A 19,139-nucleotide genomic window follows, 5' to 3' on the forward strand; every position below is an offset into this window, starting at 1 on the left:
GGGGATTTAGGTATAAGTTCTTTTATCACTGGCAGTTACGGATTATTCGGGAATGTTGTTAGGTATTGATACGGGTGGCACCTATACGGATGCGGTTCTTTTCACAGAAGAAGACGGTGTGCTGCGGACCGCCAAATCCCTGACGACCAAACACGACCTGTCCATCGGTATCTGTGATGCGGTCAACCGGATTATGGATCGCGAGGGCGACCAGATCCGCATGGTGTCCCTGTCCACCACCCTTGCCACCAACGCCATTGTCGAAGCCCACGACAGCCCGGTCTGTCTGATTATGATCGGCTATGACAAGGGATCGCTGGAGCGATCCAACCTCGGCACCGCCATTGGCAAGAACCCCTATGTCTTTATTGACGGCGGGCATACGCCCTTGGGCGACGAGCAATCCCCGCTGGATCTCGACGCGGTGCAACAGGCCATCGACGAACACGCCCCCCATGTGTCTGCCTTTGCCGTTGCGGGCTATTTCTCTGTGCGCAATGCATCCCACGAAGAAGCTGTTCGCAACCTGATACTGGAAAAGACAGACCGCCCGGTGACCTGCGCCCACGAACTGTCATCGGGGCTGGATGCGCCGCGCCGCGCCCTCACCGCCTTTTTAAATGCCCAGTTGATCCCGCAATTACACCAGCTGATCCATTCCGTCGATATCATGTTACAGGAAAAGGGCATCAAGGCCCCCGTGATGGTGGTCAAGGGCGACGGGTCGCTGATCTCTGCGCAAACCGCGCTGGAACGCCCGGTTGAAACCATTCTCTCCGGCCCGGCGGCCTCTGTGGTCGGGGCCAAATATCTGTCCGGCGCCAGCGATGTCTTTGTGGTCGATATGGGCGGCACCACCACCGATATTGCGATCCTGATGGATGGCGAACCCAAGCTCAGCGAAGAAGGCGCCAACGTCGGCGGCTGGCGCACCATGGTCAAGGCCGTCGCGGTCAGCACCTATGGACTGGGCGGCGACAGTGAAGTCGCCCTGAAAGCTTCGCACAAGGGCACGGGTACGCCGCTCGGCATTGGCCCCCGCAGGGCTTACCCCATCAGCCTATTGACGCAACAACACCCAAGTGTCCTCGACGAGCTACAGCAACAGCTGCGCAAGGAGCGCATTGGCGAATACGACGGGCGCTTTGCCCTGAAGCTGCGCGAACTCAACACCGCGCTCACCAGCCTGTCGCGGCTGGAACTGGAAATATGGGAAAGCCTCGCCGACGGCCCCGTTGCCCTCAACAGCTTGCTGGAACGCCCGGCCATGGCTGGCCCCTTGCAACGCCTGATTGATCGCGGCCTTGTGATTAATGCGGGCCTGACCCCCAGTGACAGCAGCCATATCCTGAACAAACAGAACAACTGGACCCGCGACGGCGCCCTGCTCTGCGCGCAGCTGTTTTTAAGACAGGCCCAGCGCGACAACCACCTGTTGGGCGTCACGCCCGAAGACCTTGCGGAAATGATTTATCAGCAAACCGTGGTTCAGGCGGGCAAAACCATTCTCGACACCGCTTTTATCGAAGAAAATATTCCGCAGATGACCAATAGCCAAAGTCTGGGATTGGCCCTGCTGGACAATGCGCTGCGAAACAAGGCAGATAGTCATAAAGGCGACACCAAAGGCACCTCTCCCCTTCTGGACTTTACCGTCAAACTGGGCAGAGGCATCGTGGCAACGGGCGCCCCGTCAGCCATCTATTACCCGGAAATCACCGCGCGCCTGAACACTGAACTGAACCTACCGGAAAACGCCGATGTGTCAAACGCGGTCGGTGCCGTGTGCGGCGGCGTTGTCCAGAAATACACCGTCCTGATCTCCTCCCCCGAAAAGGGCCGCTTCCGCACCCACATGGGCACCGAGCAAAAGAACTTTACCGTTGCGCAAGACGCCATCGACTACGCCAAATCCCACGCCGAAGAAAAAGCCTATCAAATGGCAGCGGAAAGCGGTGCCACCGATATCATCGTCGAGGTTGACCAGTTCGATAAAATCATCACCGACGCCGGCGGCGACCAACTCTTTATCGAAAGTTCCATTATTGCGACGGCTAAGGGGCGACCTGTGTTGATGGGGTGATGAATGCACTATGGTTGTATTTATTTTATTGCGAACGTCCTATTCATAAGCAAAACTTGCAGCATCAAAAGAATTTTTAGAAGCTGCAACCATGAATGAAAAATCAGATCTTCTTAGTGTCGTCGTAGATCCTGATGGCGATCAGGTTTATGTGCATGCTGATTTGAATGGCTTGAAAAAGCTAAGAAACACAATTGATTCAATGATATCCAAACTTGAGTCGGATCAATGTGATCACGATCATCTTCGCGCAGAAGAATGGGCTGGCGATGAACTCACCACTTCTATGCTAGAGGCTGAAAAGAAGAATGGTTGCACCCAAGTACATCATGTAAAGCTTTATGCATGGAATACAGAGTGGAAAAAGAAGCACGGCCTTTTCAAAGGATGAATAGATATAAAAAGTAAAAAGGTGCAAAGATGAGCGGAATCAGTATTAGACGATATACGAATTTAGCAGCAACAATTCACATACTTAAAAATAGAAATATTACTCTTTTAGACCCTAATTATTGGGATGACAAAAATGATAGTTATTTCATGGATCATTATAAAAAACAAAAAAATCTACAAACTTTACTTGCATTGTGTTTTGCAGAGGATGCTGAAACCTACCACCATTGGAAAGTATTTTCATCGGGGAGTGACGGTGTTTGCATTGAGTTTAACAAAGAGGAATTAATTCATTCAATTAAGAAAACTCCAGGAATTTCATATGGTGTTGTTGATTACATACCAATTAAGAAAGCTAAAACTGTCCCCCTCACATTAGACAAACTCCCATTTACTAAACGTTATCCTTATAAGCCAGAGAACGAATTCAGGATTGTTTATCAAAATAAAGGGCAATATGAGGCAGTCAAAGACATACCTATGCCTCTAAGTACTATTAAGAGGATTACCCTAAGTCCTTGGCTACCCAAAGCGTTAAGAAATTCAACGGTTGACACACTAAAAACTATCAAGGGATGTAGCAAATTGAAGATCTACCGTACAACATTATTAGAAAACGATCAGTGGAAAAAATTAGTTGACCATGTCAGTAAATAGCAAACCGTTATAAATAAGTTTGGTTAACTTGTTGCACCTTTCCCTAAATAAACAATCAACGTTCCTCCCTTTATAACTACCTTCCAATTCATTGGCATTAATACACTTCTTTCAAGAATACTAGAGTGTTCCAAGGTAGAAATAATAATTTATCAAATAGTATTACTGCGAAAGATTGTCGAATGAATATTTGCACGCGCTTAAAATGCGATACATGTAGTACTCTAATTGATTGTAGAATAGGCATGTCAAACAGAGATATCCAACCATTTCAGTTCGCCTGTCCATCATGTGGCGAAGTAATAATGTTCACACTTGGAACTCAAGAAAGTAACTTAAGTGGTGCGATTGAAATTAAAAATTTCAAAGGGTTATTTGACGGTCAAAATCCTTTTGTAGATCTTCATCTAGATTTTCCAGCTTCATTCGAAACCTATAAAATGGGTGGTACAACTTACATGAAGGCCGTAGAAGAGTTGGGGGCAGAAGCTATTGGTAACTTAAGCTATCGACTGTCTATGTTAAATCTACTGTATTCGAAGCAAAGGGACCTTCAAAGGCTTATCACCCAGTATAAGCGAGGTAATATAAAAAGCTTTAAAAAAATCTGTAATGACTTTGAAATTCCAGAAATTACGTTAAAATCAGAAAAAAAAGAAGATGTGCTTGCAGCACTCTATTCTGTTACTTCGATAATGTCTTCGCCAATAACTATTCATGCTCAAAATGAAGAATTATCAAAAAAAATACCACTAATTCTTCAAGATCTCTACGAAAAGTATAATAAAAACACTACTAATTTTGTTAATAAAATCATTGAGAATCAGTTTTTAGAAAATTTACATCACGATTGCTTAGATCTGTATCCCAATATAGTTTCACTTGATCTGCCTATACGTCCAACTCTTTACTATGATTATATAAACTCCAGTGAACATAGTAAGGTTCCAGCCAGAGTATCAACTTCCGATTTTGGAACTTGCAGTAACTTTTATAAAGATCTTGCCGAGGTTTTTTCACGGCAGCTCGTACTCCTTGCAGGATTAAACAACCTACATAATCGAGGAGATCATGATCTGTTTGACGATAAGGTTAGATTGAATAAGAAGGGGAAAATAATAAAAGAGTTCTCTTCTTTAAATAGTTATGCAAATGTCGATTTGGGAAAGAAACTAGGTGCTATAGATAACCCTTTCTACCAAATAGATAAACAAGCAATAGATAACAACCTAAGAAACAGTATTGCGCACTATAAATATGATTATGATGAGGCTTCACAACAAATAGCTTACTATCCGAAGAAAGAGGGAATGCAAAGAAATATAGAGCACTCACTTTATTTCATACAATTCATGCGTAAAACGCTTCTCTTGTTTCGTGAAGTTCATAATTTGAATCACGTGATTAAATCATTGCTTTATTTTAAAATCTTTATTTTGAGAAAAGAATAAAATACTTCATTACTTATAACTCTTTAACTGTTTAAAAAATCAGGATTTTTTTAAGGGGCTGCATAAATGAGCGGATATATTGAAATTCCGGCCGATATTATCGAACGGGTTGAAATGATGGAGGCTATCCTGACTTCTCGTGCAACTGGCGGAGGAGAAGAAGAAGATAATAGAATTTACAAGCTGTTACGACAAAACCTCATGGCAGATCAAGTAATCCGCGACCTACTACCGAAATTTGTAAGGACTTATCGTAATCTTGATGCATTTTGGCCTTTTATAAAAAACGAAGCGTCTTCTTATGCTGAACGTAGAGAGATTATAAACAAAGCCTTCACTCCCCTCGTTGATCACTTGGAGGGATGTAACAGTGCACCCCCTGATAAAGAATCGTCTAACATTTTAGAAGTCTTTGATGCGAATGGAGTATATGCTGCTTGGACAAAAGCACTTGATCGCCGCAACTCTGATCCAGAAGGAGCTATTACTATGGCAAGAACCCTTCTCGAAACGGTGACAAAACGTATTCTTGATGAACTACAGAAAACTTACTCTGACAAAGACGATCTACCCAAACTTTATAAGTTAGCGGCAAAAGCATTAAATCTTGCACCAAATCAACACACAGAAGAGCCGATAAAGGCAATCCTTGGGGGAGCGATGCACTTGGTTAATGGCATAGGAACATTACGAAATCGGTTATCAGACTCGCATGGACGAGGAGGAAAATTGCCCGTGAGACCATCGCCACGTCATGCAAGTCTCGCAGTTAATACTGCCGGTGCTATCGCAACTTTTCTCGTAGAAACATTCTTGGAACAACAAAAGAATATATAATTTCTATTACCAAATTCACAAACAAGTACGATAATCGGCATCCGCGCAACGGATTTCGATGTCGATCAATAAGCACTCTACTCCCCCATCACCCCAAAATCACACCACTTGTTACACTACTAATCATCGCACCCGTATTAATCGGGTGATAGATGGGCATGGGCGGGCGGGTGGCGTTTTCGACGCTTCGGTGGATCCATTGTCGGTCTTCCATGCGGCGCAGGGACTGGGACAGGGCTCGATCTGTGATGGTGGATAGACTGCGCTTGATCTCACTGAACTGACTTGGCTTTTGCAGGCTTGCCAGCACGGGCAAGGTCCAGGATCTGCGTATCAGGTCCTGTTCTTTTTCTTCCGAAACGTCCAGAATTTTATGCGCCATTTCGGCTGCGACCTGGCCCAGCGGGGTCAGGCGGAATTCCGGGCGCAGGGGGTGGCCGTGGCCGGGGTTGCGTTCCAACAGGCCGATATCAATCAGATGCGCCATACTTTGCGCGAAGGCGGTTCGGCTTGCGCCCGTTGCGCTCAGCAAAGGGGCTTGCCGCCCCGGGACGCCAGCGTGGAGCTTGGCAAGGATGGGCAACGCCCATGCCCGTGATGTGATGTTGACAAATGTATTTATGTCCATAAAGTATAGTTACTATATTTTAAAAATTAAATAAAGCAGTAAAGGATAAATTATGTCGCTCGTAAAATTGAATGAAACCATCACAATTGCCCTGTCGGTCACAGATCGCCACAAAAGTGCGGACTGGTACCAGAAAATACTGGGGTTTGAAGTTATGTACCACGCCGATGAAGCAGGTTGGTCCGAGATTACAACCAAAACGGAAAACGTGACAATCGGCCTGGGCGAACACACAGAACCCGCCCCCGGCAACTGTGTGCCCGTGTTCGGCATTGCAGATCTGGATAGCGCACGGGCCAAGATGGAAGATGCCGGGGTGCGGTTTGATGGCCCCACAGACGTGGCCGAAGGCATGGTGAAAACCGCAACCTTTTATGACCCCGACAACAATGCCCTGATGCTTGCGGAAGATTTAACAGGCGGGGCGTAATACGGCCTAGCCCTTTTCAGGCTTGATCTTTTTTGGGCCTAATATTTTCGAGACCTAATCTTTTTTGGAGTTGGGGCCTCTTTCGGTATGTGCCCCTGTTCCAGTGTTTGGCCATTTTGGGGGGACTGATCACGCAACAATCATGCAGAAAATAACCGACCCCGAATAGTCACCTGAATAATCGGGTGAATAATCGGGGTCGGTTATATGTCTGTATATGTCTGCCCAAAAAAACAATTGGACAAACCAACCGGACAAAAGATTGGGATAAAATCTCTAGAAAGAATATCGGGGAGAACCTCCCCCCCTCTAGCGTAATCGCCCGAGAACGATTTTTTCCAGCGTGTTAAAGTCTCTGTTGCCGATATTCACAAAGCGGGCGCCGAGCTTGCCGTTATCAATGTCGGCGCGACGAATTTCAATATCGATCTTAAAGGGATCGGCCTTTTTCAGCAGAATTTCAAGGTTGACGATATCCCCGACTTTCAGACCCAGTGCGTCGATATCCAGCTTTTCGCCGTCTTCGACAATCACGTCCATATCGCCGTACTGTTCCAGATCGTCTTCCTCGCCGGAAATACCGACGCCGCCGGGACTGATATCATTAATCGTCACCCGCACGCCCTTGAGGATAGCCTCTATCCCCCGCAGCTTGGCGGCCAGATTTACCGCGCGGCGATGGTCGCGTCTTCTTTCCTTGTTATAAACCGCTACTACCTTCGCCATAAAACCCTAGAACCCCTTTTTATAGTTATGCAAGCTAACTCTTCCTTAGCGTTGTTTCATCGTTCGCATAGGTCGCCTACACGTCACTCTTCACGCCTAAAGCAAAAGTCAGCTTTCATAACTATGGCTGTTAAACTTACATAAGAATAGCACGAATATATCGGGAAATCATTTACAAAGCCATAGATAAAGCATTATGGATAATAGATGATTCGCCACAAAACAATTGCCCTCGACAGTCACGCACAATTACTTGCCCATGCCTGATAAAGCCCGGATAAACGCCCCTGAGACCTCTGGCACCCCTGGCACCCCGCAACTGGATATAAAATGGAACGACGTTTCCGTGCGCCAGTGGCGAGAGCTGGTGCGCAAGGCCGGGCAATCAAACCTGTTACAAAGCTGGCCCTATGCCCAAGCCGTCCTGATGACCGAACGGCTGGTCGGCAAGTTCGCCACCATTTACTGGCAGGGACGTATTGTCGGCATCTGTCAGGTGTTGGAACAAAAGCTGTTGGGCGTGTTTCACAAGGTACGGCTCTATCGCGGGCCGCTGTGGCTGGAACCCGACATCCCGCAAGAGGTGCACGAGTTTTTCTGGGCGGAAATACAAAAACGCTATCCCGCGCGTCCCTGGCGCTTTCGATACTTCCTGCCGGAAATGCCGGATACGGAAGCCAACCGCGCCTTGCTGGCGAAGTTTGGTCTGAACCGTATTCAGACCGACGGCTATTCGTCAATCTGGCTCGACCTGACACAGCCCGAAGAAACCTTGCGCGCGAACCTGAAACAGAACTGGCGCAATACCCTGAACCAGTCAGAGAAAAAAGGGCTGGCACTGGAACTGGACACAGAGGGCAAGCACCTGAACTGGCTGCTCAAACTCAGCGAGATGGACAAAATCCTCAAGGAATTCAAAGGGCCAAGCCCCGCACTGGTCGCGCACCTGAAACGCTTTACAAAGGACCGGGGCGATTTCCTCTTGATGCGCGCGTTGCTTGATGGCGAAGCGGTGGGCGCCATTCTGCTGTTCCTGCACGAAGGCAGTGCAACCTATCTGGTGGGTTGGAACTCACAGGAAGGGCGCGACGCCCGCGCGCACAATTACCTCTTGTGGCGTGGCCTGCTGGAGCTGAAAGAGCGCGATATCAACTGGCTCGACCTCGGCGGGATCAACCCCGATGATGCCAAGGGCGTGACCTTCTTCAAAAAAGGCCTCGGCGGCACCCCCTTCACCCTCATCGGCAGCTACAACTAGGTGGCTATAGCCACTTCTAACTATAACTGCTTTACTCTTTTAATAGCTGTTTTACTTAATCCTAATTCAAGGCGTAAAGAGAGACGTGTAGGCGACCTATGCGAACGATGAAACAACGCATGAGATTTTAGGGAAGAAGGGGTGAGTAAATCAGCTATAGGCCTTGCGAACTCTGACGCCGATCATATTCCCGGCCAATGCTGCGAAGAGCCAGACCCAGCCGTGCACACTGCCCGATGCGACGCCGCTGAAAAAGGCACCGATGTTACAGCCATAGGCTAAACGCGCGCCATAGCCCAACATCAGGCCACCGATCAGGGCCGTGACGATGCCTTTGACCGTGACGTTCTGTGACTTGCCAAACTTTCCGGCGAGGACCGCCGCGCTCATGGCACCGGCGACAATCCCGATGTTGGTGGCAGAGGCATCGCTTTTGAACAGCGACTGATCCAGCGCCGCCATGCGCCCGGACCAATAGGGAATGTCGGACAGATCCGCGCCAAGGAAAGACACCAGCTTGCCGCCCCACAGCGTAATGCCCGACGTAATCCCCCACGGATGCCCCAACAGCGCCAGCATGGCAAAGTTGAGCAAGGCCAGCGCCACAGCCCCGAGCACCAGCGGCCATGGTCCTTGGGTGATGCGATGGAACAAGGGAGCCTTAGGCGTGCTCTCTCCTTCTTCTAACAGAAAGTTTCTGTTTTCGACCTTACAGACAAAGAGATAGAGCAAGGCAAAGACAATCAGATGCAGGATCAAAGCCTGTTCCCATCCCCAGAGGTTCACCATGGAAACGGCTTTCCACTTTGGCAATGCGTGCCAGAACGGCAGGTGCACCGTTGCAATGACCGACCCCAGCATAAAGGTGATCAGGGTCACCACCATGCGAATACTGCCACCGCCAACGGTAAAGAGCGTGCCACTGGCACAGCCCCCCGCGATTTGCATGCCGATGCCAAAGACAAAAGCCCCGACCACAACACCCGTTCCGGCTGGCGCCACAAAGCCCGACGCCCTGTGGCCCAGTATCGTACCGCTATCAAGCACCGGGAAGAACAGCGTGACCACAACCGCCAGCATGACAATCTGTGCCTTGAGCCCTGCGCCCCAGCCCTCGGTCAGAAAACGTCTCCAGGCCGAGGTAAAACCAAATGCCGCGTGATAGAGGCTAATGCCAAGGGCAATACCCAGCCCCGTCGCGATTGCCGATCGTTGCCCCATATAAAAATACAGCACAACAAGCGCCAGCAACGACATTGCCAGTGGCAAATACTTATGTGGGGAAAAAACATGGCTTGTTTGCGCTTGCATTAAATGGGTCCGCTTGATGGGGTTCGGGTAAGCATATTGGTTTACGGATTTTGAGCTTATCATACCCATCCAATAACTCTTTTTCTTTCACAATTTTGTCAGAAGGCTGTGTCCGGCCTGTGAACTGCATTCCAGCGCAGAGACAAAAAGCAGAGCTATTCTGCTGCTTTGGGGCAGAACGTGCCTTATCACGGTGATCACAACCACCTGAAACACTAGGTTTTGACATCTTTTGTGCACTGGAAATCCCCCCCCAATGCATGCCATATGGGATTCAGGAATTAAAAAAACCGCCGTATAAAAAATTGCTATGGAGGCACCCCGTGTTGTTTGATTGTCGTGGACACGCAGTAACAGCTTTGAATCAAAACGCCGTTGATCACTTTGACAATACAGTCTCCCTCTTTCTCGCCCATTCAAAGAAAACACCCGAAGCTCTTGGCCTGACCCTTGCCGCCGATCCGCAAATGCTTCTGGCGCTGATCGCCAAGGGCTTTTTCTACAAGATGCTGGCCAAGGTCGAAACCGACCCCGTTGCCCTGGAAGCCCTGTTCAAAGCAAAGCTGTCGGTCAGAGAACGCGGCGCCAACCACCGCGAAAGCGAGTTGCTCACCGCCTTGGAAGAATGGTGTTACGGCAATCTGGATAAAGCCATCGCCCGGCTGGATGCACTATTGGATGACTATCCGCTTGATGCCCTGAGCGTCAAGATCACCCACGCCTGTCAGTTTATTCGCGGTCGGAACCACGGCATGCGGGCCTCGACCACAAAAATCATGAGTGCCTGGAACGAAGGTGTGCGTGATTACGGCTTTATTCTTGGCTGTCACAGCTTTGGGCTGGAAGAAACCGGGGCCTATGCCGAAGCGGAAAAAACCGGAAAGCGCGGCGTAGAAATCGCCCCGAACGATGCGTGGGGCACCCATGCCGTCGGTCACGTACTGGAAATGTCAAACCGCCCGTCCGAAGGCATCAACTGGCTGAGCCAATACCAGAACGAGTGGGAAAACTGTAACAACTTCTCGTACCATATGCATTGGCACAAGGCGCTGTTCCATCTGGAATTGGGCCAAAAGGACGAAGTTCTGCGCCTGTACGATTCCTATATCCGCAAGGATCACACCGACGATTTCCGCGATATCAGCAACGGCGTGTCCCTGCTCTACCGTCTGGAGCTGGAAGGCGTCAACGTCGGCAATCGCTGGGAAGAAATGGCCAAGCTGTCTGCCAACCACGTCAATGACCACAGTCTGGCCTTTGCCGATGCGCACTATCTGCTGGCCATCCTGAGCAGCGGTAACACCAAAGCCGCCGACGCCTTTATTGAAACCATGCACGAAAAAGCAGAGGGCGAAGGCACGGCGCAGGAAATCTTCCGCAACTATGGCATGCCACTGGCAAAAGCGATCCACGCCTGCAAAACCGGAAATGACGCACAGTGTGTTGATCATCTGTTGCCCGTCTTTGACGATCTGCAACAGATCGGCGGCAGCCACGCCCAGCGCGATGTCTTTCACAGGCTTCTGATCGATGCCTCTATCCGCGCACAGCGCTATAGCACAGCCAAAGACCTTCTTGACGCCCGCCTGCAACAACGCCCGGAAAACCCCTGGGCCTTAAAGAGACTGGCCAAAATCCCGGAAATATTGGAAACAGTAGAAACAGATGAAGCGCCAACACAAACGGTGAATAGACAACAGAATATTGAACTGGTTTCCTTAACTTGATCAGGCAGACATGCTCAGTTCAATCGGCGATCCATCGTGAAACCGATTAAGTCTAAAACGGCTTAGATCATATTCCATGGATCGCCCACATATCAGATCAGCAACAACCTTGCCCATTCCCGGGCCAATACCAAAGCCATGACCACTCAAGCCTGAAACCATATAAAAACCATCTATGTGATCAGCTTGCGAAACAATTGGCAAAACATCTGGCGTGGTCTCGATCATGCCCGCCCAACTCTCTACAAAAGCGGCATTTGCCAATTCAGGCACATGGGACTTTAGAGCTTCGCGCATTTGTTTAAGAATGTTTTCATCTGGTTTGGGGTTCAGAACTCTATTTTGTTCAAACGGCGATACCTTAGTCGGATTAGTTTTAACCCGATGACCAATCTCATTAAAAAAAGATCGGTCAAACCGTAAAGAAACATCCCGATAGGATTTTTTCATCAATGGTAAAAACTTGGGCAAATACCTAAAACTATCGGGTGTAATTGAATGCGATGTTTGATCCGCAAGGGCAATGCTGTATCCCCCATCTGTTCTTTTTCGAAAAGCAATATTTTCTGATACTGCATTTCCTTCGAAAAAACCTGTGACAGGTTCCGTCCGCGCAACGGTGCCCTTAACTTTCAACTGAGGAAGGGATATATCATGGATGCCTGCAAAAAGAGAAGACCATGCGCCTGCTGCAGACACAACCTGTGTAGCATCTACGCGCCCCAATTCTGTATAGACACCGGATAATTTACCCACCATCACATCCAAGGAACGAACGGCACAGTTTTCAATAATTTTCACACCCAGAACTTGTGCTGCAGAGGCGAGCCGTGGAACAGCAATCAAAGGTTCTGCCCGACCGTCAGAGGCGGTATAAATCGCACTCTTCCAATACTTGTTTTCCTGACCTAACAGGGATTGTACTTCCCGCGTACCTAACAGCTTCGTATCCAGATTGTGCTGGCGGGCGATATCAAGCCAATCCTCGTTTTCTTGCTCCATCGCATCAGTTTCAGCAAGATAAAGACAACCACATTGTCGAAAGCCAAGGTCTTCGCCAATTTCTTCTGCCAGTCCCTGCCATATACGCAGGCTTTCTTTCATAATGGGTAATTCAGAGCTATGGCGCCCTTGTTGGCGCACCCACCCCCAGTTACGACTGGATTGCTCGCCTGCAACCCGCCCCTTTTCGCAAATCAGAACTTTCTTTCCCTGCTTCGCCAGGAAATAAGCAATAGAAACACCAATAATGCCTGCGCCAATAACGACGACATCAACACGTTTTGGTAATTGATCGTTAAAAGTGGTCGGAGAGTTTTCATTTAAAATCATTGGAATAAGCGCACCCGTTAACAAAACCCAATGAATCTATAAACTTAAACCCGAACCAAGAACAGCAAAAATCGTTTAACTGCCCAACAGGAATAGTTAGTGATTTTGTATGCTTGGTATTATGGAAAAAGGGAAATAATCGTCCAGCACGTAACAGTATAAAGCGGTGGGTAAAACCATTAGCTTCACTTTCCCTTAAAATCAGACACTCTTTCCCCTTAAGAACACAAGATAGAGTTTCTGGATACTTTTACTGCCGGGATGATACTATTGTTTTCTGAGTTCCGCGCCTTGATATCATCACGATTTGCCCCATCAATCTTTGGGGACTTTTCTGATTTTTCGGCCTTAAACTTGCTATCTATAAAAACCAGAGCCTGTTCAATCTCGTTCCGCCACAGTTTCCATGTGTGATTGCCATTGGTAATGCGCAGTTCTGACGAAAGTTTTCTGCTTTTCAGTTCCCGATAGAGCGCAAAGGTACCTTCATAGAGACCAAACCAGTCATCATCCCCGACCGTCAGGTACGTATGGGGAAAGCTTTTGGACTTAGCTTTTTCCAACGTGGTAAAAACATTCTCACGGTTAAAGACTTCAACTGAAAAAGGCTCGCCAAAGGCCCCGGCAAAAAGCTTTATCTGCACAGGCTTAAAATGGTCTGCACTTTCAACATTGGGAAAAACTGCCGGGCTTAAACCAGCAGTAGCGATGTATTGTTCCGGGGCTGCAAAGGCAAACTTCAATGCCCCGTAGCCCCCCATGGACAAGCCCGCAATCGCACGTGTTTTCCTTGACGCTTTATTGGCCAAAAGATCTTCCATAACGACAGGCAGCTCTTGCCCAAGCCCGGCTTGAAAAGCACCATGCTTTTCTGAATTGAGATACCAGGATTTTCCCGCAGCGGGCATGACAACAACAAGAGGATCAATCACCTCATCATCAATCAAGCGATCCAACGTCTTGGCAACCTGTCCCGCTTTTAGCCAGTCTTTGTGCGACCCACCATATCCATGTAACAGATAAAGAACGGGATATAACCTGTTATCAACACAATATTTTTCGGGCAGATAAACCGAATAATCCAACGGGGCGCTGAAGCTGGGCAGGGTGACTTTCTGATCCGAAAGAACGGTGCCTTCGGCAAAGGCCGTAAAGGACAGTAAAAGCCCTAAACACGTCGAACCAATAGATAAAAAGAACACCTTAAGTATCTTCGACAAGCGGTCCCCGTTCACAAAATACTCCCTAACTTTTCTTCCCTTTTGGATTACCCCACGGAATTATTCTGCGGGTTGCGCCACAGGTCTGTTTAAATCTTTATTTGACGGCGCCACAGACTGTACAGGTTTATTCCCTGTCTGTCGCCACGGGGATGATTTTACCCATCCCATCAAATAGGCATAGCCAATCAGGATCGACATACCAGACAGATTGACAAGGCTTAGCCCCAAGGCATCGCGACCGATCTGATCCAATACAATTCCCCCGATCCAGGATAAGGTCATACCCAACAGGAAAACGGGCAAGGCCTGTTGTCCGCATTTGATCAAGGGTTTGAAATAACGATGCCTCAGGATCTGTTCCCGACCTTTCAACAAGGTAACGCAAATATAGGCCAGTGCTAAAAAGTGTAACCACCGTAGCAGGCCAAAATTGGTTTTCTTGAAACCAAGAATAAGTTCGGCGCGGATATCTTTCAGTTCAGGAATTGCGCGCATGATCGGCCAGTTACTGATCGGCACAAGGGCAAGTACAAAAATGATACAGGCAATAAGCAGCCACTTGTTTGGGGGTGGTGCCTTAATCCAACCCGCAGAGATGGCAAAGCCTGTGAAGAACAGTAACTGCCAGGTTAGTGGGTTAAAGAACCACGGGCGATCAGAAAAGGGTTCAGCCGGGAATTCCAGTTGCCACTGCCAACTTGCTGCATATAGAGCAATCGAAAAGGCAGGAACCAGATAAGGATGTACACGGGCAAGGAGGATAACCACAGGCACCAGTGCCAGAACCCCGATATACATGGGCATGATATCAAAAAAGTTCGGCACATAAGTCAGGGTAAACAAGGCCCCAAGAGCTTCAGACGTGTTATTGAAAAAATAGGTTAGATTCAATTTTCCAATATAGTTGAAATCAACAAAATAAGCCGTCGCAATGGCACAAACCGTTGCCAGAACAAAGAACAGACCAAGATGCGCCACATAAAGCTGTACACAGCGAATGACAATGCGCATCGTCCCCATAAAAAATCCGGACCTGCGGAATGTACCACCAAAAGCAATTGCCGCGGCAAATCCGGAACAGAAAACAAACATTTCAGCTGCATCGCTGGGGCCAAAACGTGCAGGAATAAACTTTGCCCAAAAGTTACCGGGCACATGCGCGACAAAGATAATCAGCATCGCAACGCCCCGGAAAAAATCCAGCCGAGGATCTCGTTCTTTTTTTACAGCACCAATAACTTGGGCTGCATGCTCGATAGCTTGCGTCTCAGGTCTTAACTTATTGTTTGGGCTCAACTTATGTTCATTCACTTTGTTCATGCTTTTTATCCAGCACTCTTGATCAGGCACTCTTTCAGTACGACCGATTCATTATTCGGAAAAGAGCTCTCTATAGTGAAAATGATACCTGATCAACCACAGGTACAGTAAACCCTGTTCGCGAACTTGTGATGAGGATTGTATATCCCTTGACTATGGGAAAGCTTACAACAAACCAATCTGTTATGGAGAGATAGACATCATAATAAGGTAAAAAAAATGCAATGACACAGAAATACCCCTTGAAAAACCATTACATTTCAGCGACTTCCTCTGTATTAATTTGAACTTGAATCATTGCACAATGAACCGTAGAAAATTTCTTCTCTCTTCCATAGCACTCTCGACCACCGGGTTAATTCCCGGCGTGATTTCGAGCCCTTTTGCCAATAATAATGTTGGTACTGAGGTTACGCGTTATGACGATGTCATACAAAAAGCACAGATTTTATCAAAAACGGCCTATAGCAAGCCCGAAAGTACCATAAGTGACTTTTGGAAAAGCATGTCCGTCGAAGAATTTTCCAAGATATACTACAACCCAAACAAGCCGCTTTGGAATGACGGTGGGCCTTATCAGCTACAGTTTTTTCACCCCGGCGGCCCATGGTTCCACGATACGGTTGATATCAACCTGCAGGAAAACGGTAGGGAAAAGGACCAAACGATCCAGCCGGGCATGTTCTGGTACGAAGGCAAGCAACCTGCCCCATCCGATATGGAAGACCTGCATTTTGCCGGTTTCAGGGTACATCACCAACTCAACAGCGAATACTATGACGAGCTGATCTCGTTTCTGGGGTCCAACTATTTTCGCGTGTTGGGACAAGGACAACAATACGGCCTGTCGATCCGTGGACTGGCGATTGATACCGCAGAACCCACAGGGGAAGAATTCCCGCTTTTCAAAGAGTTCTGGATAGAAAAGCCGGAAAAAGACTCTGACGAGAAGAACCTCGTTATCATGGCATTGTTGGACAGCCCAAGTGTCACGGGTGCCTATCGTTTTACGATACAGCCGGGTAAAGACACTGTTGTTGATGTTGATGTTTCACTCTTTGCCCGAAAGGATATCAACAAACTTGGCCTGGCACCCTTAACAAGCATGTTCCTTTTTGGTGAGAACACCAAAGGTCTGGATGACTATAGACCCGAAGTACACGATTCCGATGGGCTTATGGTCTGTACATCTGCTGATGAATGGATCTGGCGACCTTTGGCCCGACGCAAGAACGTAACGATTTCTGCTTTCGTAGGTGAAAATACGAATGGTTTTGGCCTTTCCCAACGTGATAGGGATTTTAATCATTACGGGGATCTGGAATCGCGATATCAAAAACGCCCGAGTATCTGGATTGAACCCAAGCAGAATTGGGGGCATGGCCATGTAGAACTGGTTGAAATCCCATCAGATCTGGAAACAACAGACAACATAGTCGCCTATTGGGTTTCTGATAAACAAATGAAAGCAGGAAGCTCGTTAGAATACAGCTATCGATTGACCAGTTATCTGGAATCAACACAGTGGCCCCCGGCTGGAAAGTCCATGAGTACCCGTGAAGGTCCCGCTAACCGAGCAGGGTTTGCCTATGGTCACAGTGCCGAAGCACGCTTTTTTGCCGTGGAGTTCGAAAGTGATGAACTAAGCAAACTTCCAGCTGATAGCCCTATTGAAGCTGTATTCAATTGTCAGGTTGGAAAAATATACGACGTAAAAGCGTTTAAGAATACAGAAAACAAGCTGTGGCGTGTCCAGTTCAATTTGGAACCGGAAAACGATCAACCTTGTGATTTACGCGGGTATCTGAAAATGGGTGATCGCGCCCTGACTGAAACCTGGACTTATCTCTATACAACCAAATATGCCTAGGGCTGGATAAACTGAATGAGCCATAAACCCAACAATTCATGCAAGATTGACGTCGCGAAAACCAAGCATCGTCGCAGATCTCTGCTTCTCTTGTTGCTCAGCCTGACTGTCGGTGCACTTAGCACAAACCTGGCTCTTAACCTGTTTGAAAACGGTTTGAGTTTGCTCGAAGGCATCTATGTTCTTCTTTCGACAATCGCCTTTCTTTGGATTAGCCAGTCATTCTGGACCTCCATTATCGGTTTTGTTATTTGTGCCCTTAGTAACAAGAGTGCTGCAAAAACCGTTTCACCCCTTGGCCAAAATCTGGACCCATCTGCGATGCCAAACGGCAAAGTTGCTGTGGTCATGCCAGCCTACAACGAAGACCCTGAGCTGGTTTTTCTGGGGATGGAACAGACATTGAGGTCTGTTCTGGCAACCGGGCATGGTAATTCGTTTGAATTCTTCCTTTTAAGCGACACCACAGATCTTTCCATTGCTGCACAGGAAGAAACACTGGCCCAGGAATTACTGCACCGCTATGCCTTGCAGGGAAAATTCCATTATCGCCGTCGGGAAAAAAACACACATCGCAAAGTTGGCAACATCAAGGATTTTTGTGATCGTTGGGGAACATCTTTCGACTATATGATTGTGTTGGATGCAGACAGCATCATGTCAGGTGAAACAATCCTGAACATGACCCGAATGATGGATAATAATCCCAACGCCGGATTGATACAGGTCCTCCCCCGTGCCATGGGGCAAAAGACCCTGTTTGGCCGCCTGACACAGTTCAACATCCGATTGACAGGTGAGCTCTTCACAACGGGCCTTAGTTATTGGACCATGAATGATGGTAACTATTGGGGGCACAATGCGATCCTGCGGATTGCGCCTTTTATTGAACACTGTGAACTTCCCATCCTTTCAGGCAAAGGCCCCTTATCAGGCGAAATTCTAAGCCATGATTTTGTCGAAGCAGCCTTTTTACGCCGCGCAGGACTGGACGTCTGGATCTATCCAGAAGGCAAAGGAAGCTACGAACAGGTACCAACGAACATTCTTGACCACATCATAAGGGATCAACGTTGGTGTCAGGGCAATTTCCAGCACATGCGCCTGGTATCGGAAAAGGGACTGAAAAAGGTCAGCCGTATTCACATGCTAATGGGCGCCATGAGCTACGGGTCCTCTTATCTGTGGATGATGCTGTTGTTGATGAGTGCCTTTCTGGTGACAGAGCGCACCATGCCGATCAGTCCGGTTATTCCCCTGCCCTATGAATGGTCAATGCTAACGCCTTATACAGCATCCCCCCTGACCTTGTTTATCATCGTAATGGGTATGCTGTTCATGCCCAAAATATTGGCACTTCTGCTCGCTTACCGGGAAGCATCTGCATATGGTGGTTTTATAAAACTCACTTTGAGTAGTATTCTGGAAATGCTTTTCTCTGCCGTTTCAGCGCCCGTCATTATGATATTCCATGTTCGAATTATATCTGCATTACTTGTGGGTAAGACTGTTCAGTGGAACGCGCAAAGCCGAAGTGGACGCAATATTCCATGGAAAGAAGCCTTTAAACAGCATAGAGCGCATTTACTCGCCGCTGCTGTGCTTGGTTTTGTTTATCTAAATCAAGCACCGGAACTTCTGCTTTGGCTGGCGCCAATCTTGACCGGCCTTATTTTGGGTGCCCCCTTGGCCGTTGCTTTTGGTCAGGAAAAGATCGGGCTGTTCCTTCAGCGCCACGGTATTCTTCTTATCCCGGAAGAAACCAGCCCCCCCGAGGAATTACCACGGATGTTTACCCGGGATATACAAGAAAGCTCGCCTTTTAGTTCACCAGAACTAGCCCCAAAAGCTGCTGAATAGAATTCCTTTATTCCTCCCTAAACAAACAGCCCC

16 protein-coding genes are annotated in these 19,139 nt (G+C 48.0%); 10 read left to right on the forward strand and 6 right to left on the reverse strand.

The genetic code is table 11. The annotated features are described in order from the left end of the window. Window positions 1-52: 52 nt before the first annotated feature. From WH95_RS10785 to WH95_RS10805, 5 genes are all read left to right on the forward strand, one after another. Window positions 53-2,083, forward strand: coding sequence for a hydantoinase/oxoprolinase family protein (locus WH95_RS10785; protein ID WP_046506791.1), 2,031 nt, complete (start codon window positions 53-55; stop codon window positions 2,081-2,083). Between the two features lie 91 nt (window positions 2,084-2,174). Next, window positions 2,175-2,474 carry an Imm32 family immunity protein gene (locus WH95_RS10790; protein ID WP_046506794.1) on the forward strand — a complete coding sequence of 100 codons (300 nt, stop codon included), beginning with the start codon at window positions 2,175-2,177 and terminating at the stop codon, window positions 2,472-2,474. A gap of 29 nt (window positions 2,475-2,503) precedes the next feature. Then, window positions 2,504-3,133 carry a DUF2971 domain-containing protein gene (locus WH95_RS10795; protein ID WP_046506797.1) on the forward strand — a complete coding sequence of 210 codons (630 nt, stop codon included), beginning with the start codon at window positions 2,504-2,506 and terminating at the stop codon, window positions 3,131-3,133. A 305-nt stretch (window positions 3,134-3,438) separates the two neighbouring features. After that, window positions 3,439-4,584: a hypothetical protein gene (locus WH95_RS10800; RefSeq protein WP_204247766.1), complete on the forward strand. Its 1,146-nt coding sequence runs from the start codon at window positions 3,439-3,441 to the stop codon at window positions 4,582-4,584. Window positions 4,585-4,650: 66 nt separating this feature from the next. After that, a complete protein-coding gene (locus WH95_RS10805) occupies window positions 4,651-5,421 on the forward strand; it encodes an abortive infection family protein (protein WP_046506799.1) in 771 nt (256 codons plus the stop codon). 88 nt (window positions 5,422-5,509) lie between these two features. Here the strand turns inward: WH95_RS10805 and WH95_RS21500 are convergent, their stop codons facing one another. Then, the gene (locus WH95_RS21500; protein ID WP_204247767.1) at window positions 5,510-5,803 is read right to left on the reverse strand and encodes a winged helix-turn-helix transcriptional regulator; all 294 of its coding nucleotides are present in this window, start codon (window positions 5,801-5,803) and stop codon (window positions 5,510-5,512) included. Between the two features lie 298 nt (window positions 5,804-6,101). Here WH95_RS21500 and WH95_RS10815 point away from each other — a divergent pair, with 298 nt between their 5' ends. Then, entirely contained in the window at window positions 6,102-6,479 is a 378-nt protein-coding gene (locus WH95_RS10815) for a VOC family protein (RefSeq protein ID WP_046506805.1), read from the forward strand. 309 nt (window positions 6,480-6,788) lie between these two features. On the opposite strand, the gene WH95_RS10820 is transcribed toward WH95_RS10815, so the two are convergent. Continuing rightward, window positions 6,789-7,205 carry a PilZ domain-containing protein gene (locus WH95_RS10820; protein WP_046506807.1) on the reverse strand — a complete coding sequence of 139 codons (417 nt, stop codon included), beginning with the start codon at window positions 7,203-7,205 and terminating at the stop codon, window positions 6,789-6,791. 259 nt (window positions 7,206-7,464) lie between these two features. On the opposite strand from WH95_RS10820, the gene WH95_RS10825 reads away from it, so the two are divergent. Beyond that, window positions 7,465-8,463 (forward strand): lipid II:glycine glycyltransferase FemX, encoded by a 999-nt coding sequence (locus tag WH95_RS10825; RefSeq protein ID WP_046506920.1) that lies wholly within the window; start codon window positions 7,465-7,467, stop codon window positions 8,461-8,463. Between the two features lie 150 nt (window positions 8,464-8,613). Here the strand turns inward: WH95_RS10825 and WH95_RS10830 are convergent, their stop codons facing one another. Then, complete coding sequence (locus WH95_RS10830) at window positions 8,614-9,843, reverse strand: YeeE/YedE family protein (protein ID WP_218044485.1); 1,230 nt, start codon at window positions 9,841-9,843, stop codon at window positions 8,614-8,616. 254 nt (window positions 9,844-10,097) lie between these two features. Between WH95_RS10830 and WH95_RS10840 the strand changes: the two genes are divergently transcribed. Next, window positions 10,098-11,501, forward strand: a complete 1,404-nt coding sequence (locus WH95_RS10840; RefSeq protein ID WP_046506924.1) for a tetratricopeptide repeat protein — start codon at window positions 10,098-10,100, stop codon at window positions 11,499-11,501. Here the strand turns inward: WH95_RS10840 and WH95_RS10845 are convergent, their stop codons facing one another. The 3 genes from WH95_RS10845 to WH95_RS10855 all read right to left on the reverse strand — a co-directional run bounded on the left by WH95_RS10845 (window position 11,502) and on the right by WH95_RS10855 (window position 15,376). Continuing rightward, window positions 11,502-12,833: an NAD(P)/FAD-dependent oxidoreductase gene (locus tag WH95_RS10845; protein WP_046506816.1), complete on the reverse strand. Its 1,332-nt coding sequence runs from the start codon at window positions 12,831-12,833 to the stop codon at window positions 11,502-11,504. A gap of 218 nt (window positions 12,834-13,051) precedes the next feature. Next, window positions 13,052-14,053, reverse strand: coding sequence for an alpha/beta hydrolase (locus WH95_RS10850; RefSeq protein WP_162199387.1), 1,002 nt, complete (start codon window positions 14,051-14,053; stop codon window positions 13,052-13,054). A gap of 60 nt (window positions 14,054-14,113) precedes the next feature. Beyond that, window positions 14,114-15,376, reverse strand: coding sequence for an OpgC family protein (locus WH95_RS10855; protein ID WP_046506820.1), 1,263 nt, complete (start codon window positions 15,374-15,376; stop codon window positions 14,114-14,116). Between the two features lie 304 nt (window positions 15,377-15,680). On the opposite strand from WH95_RS10855, the gene WH95_RS10860 reads away from it, so the two are divergent. Beyond that, a complete protein-coding gene (locus tag WH95_RS10860) occupies window positions 15,681-17,246 on the forward strand; it encodes a glucan biosynthesis protein (protein ID WP_082114105.1) in 1,566 nt (521 codons plus the stop codon). 15 nt (window positions 17,247-17,261) lie between these two features. Continuing rightward, window positions 17,262-19,106, forward strand: a complete 1,845-nt coding sequence (gene mdoH, locus WH95_RS10865) for a glucans biosynthesis glucosyltransferase MdoH (RefSeq protein ID WP_052741946.1) — start codon at window positions 17,262-17,264, stop codon at window positions 19,104-19,106. Window positions 19,107-19,139: the final 33 nt, after the last annotated feature.

It is taken from the genome of Kiloniella litopenaei (assembly GCF_000982415.1).
Lineage (GTDB): Bacteria > Pseudomonadota > Alphaproteobacteria > Kiloniellales > Kiloniellaceae > Kiloniella > Kiloniella litopenaei.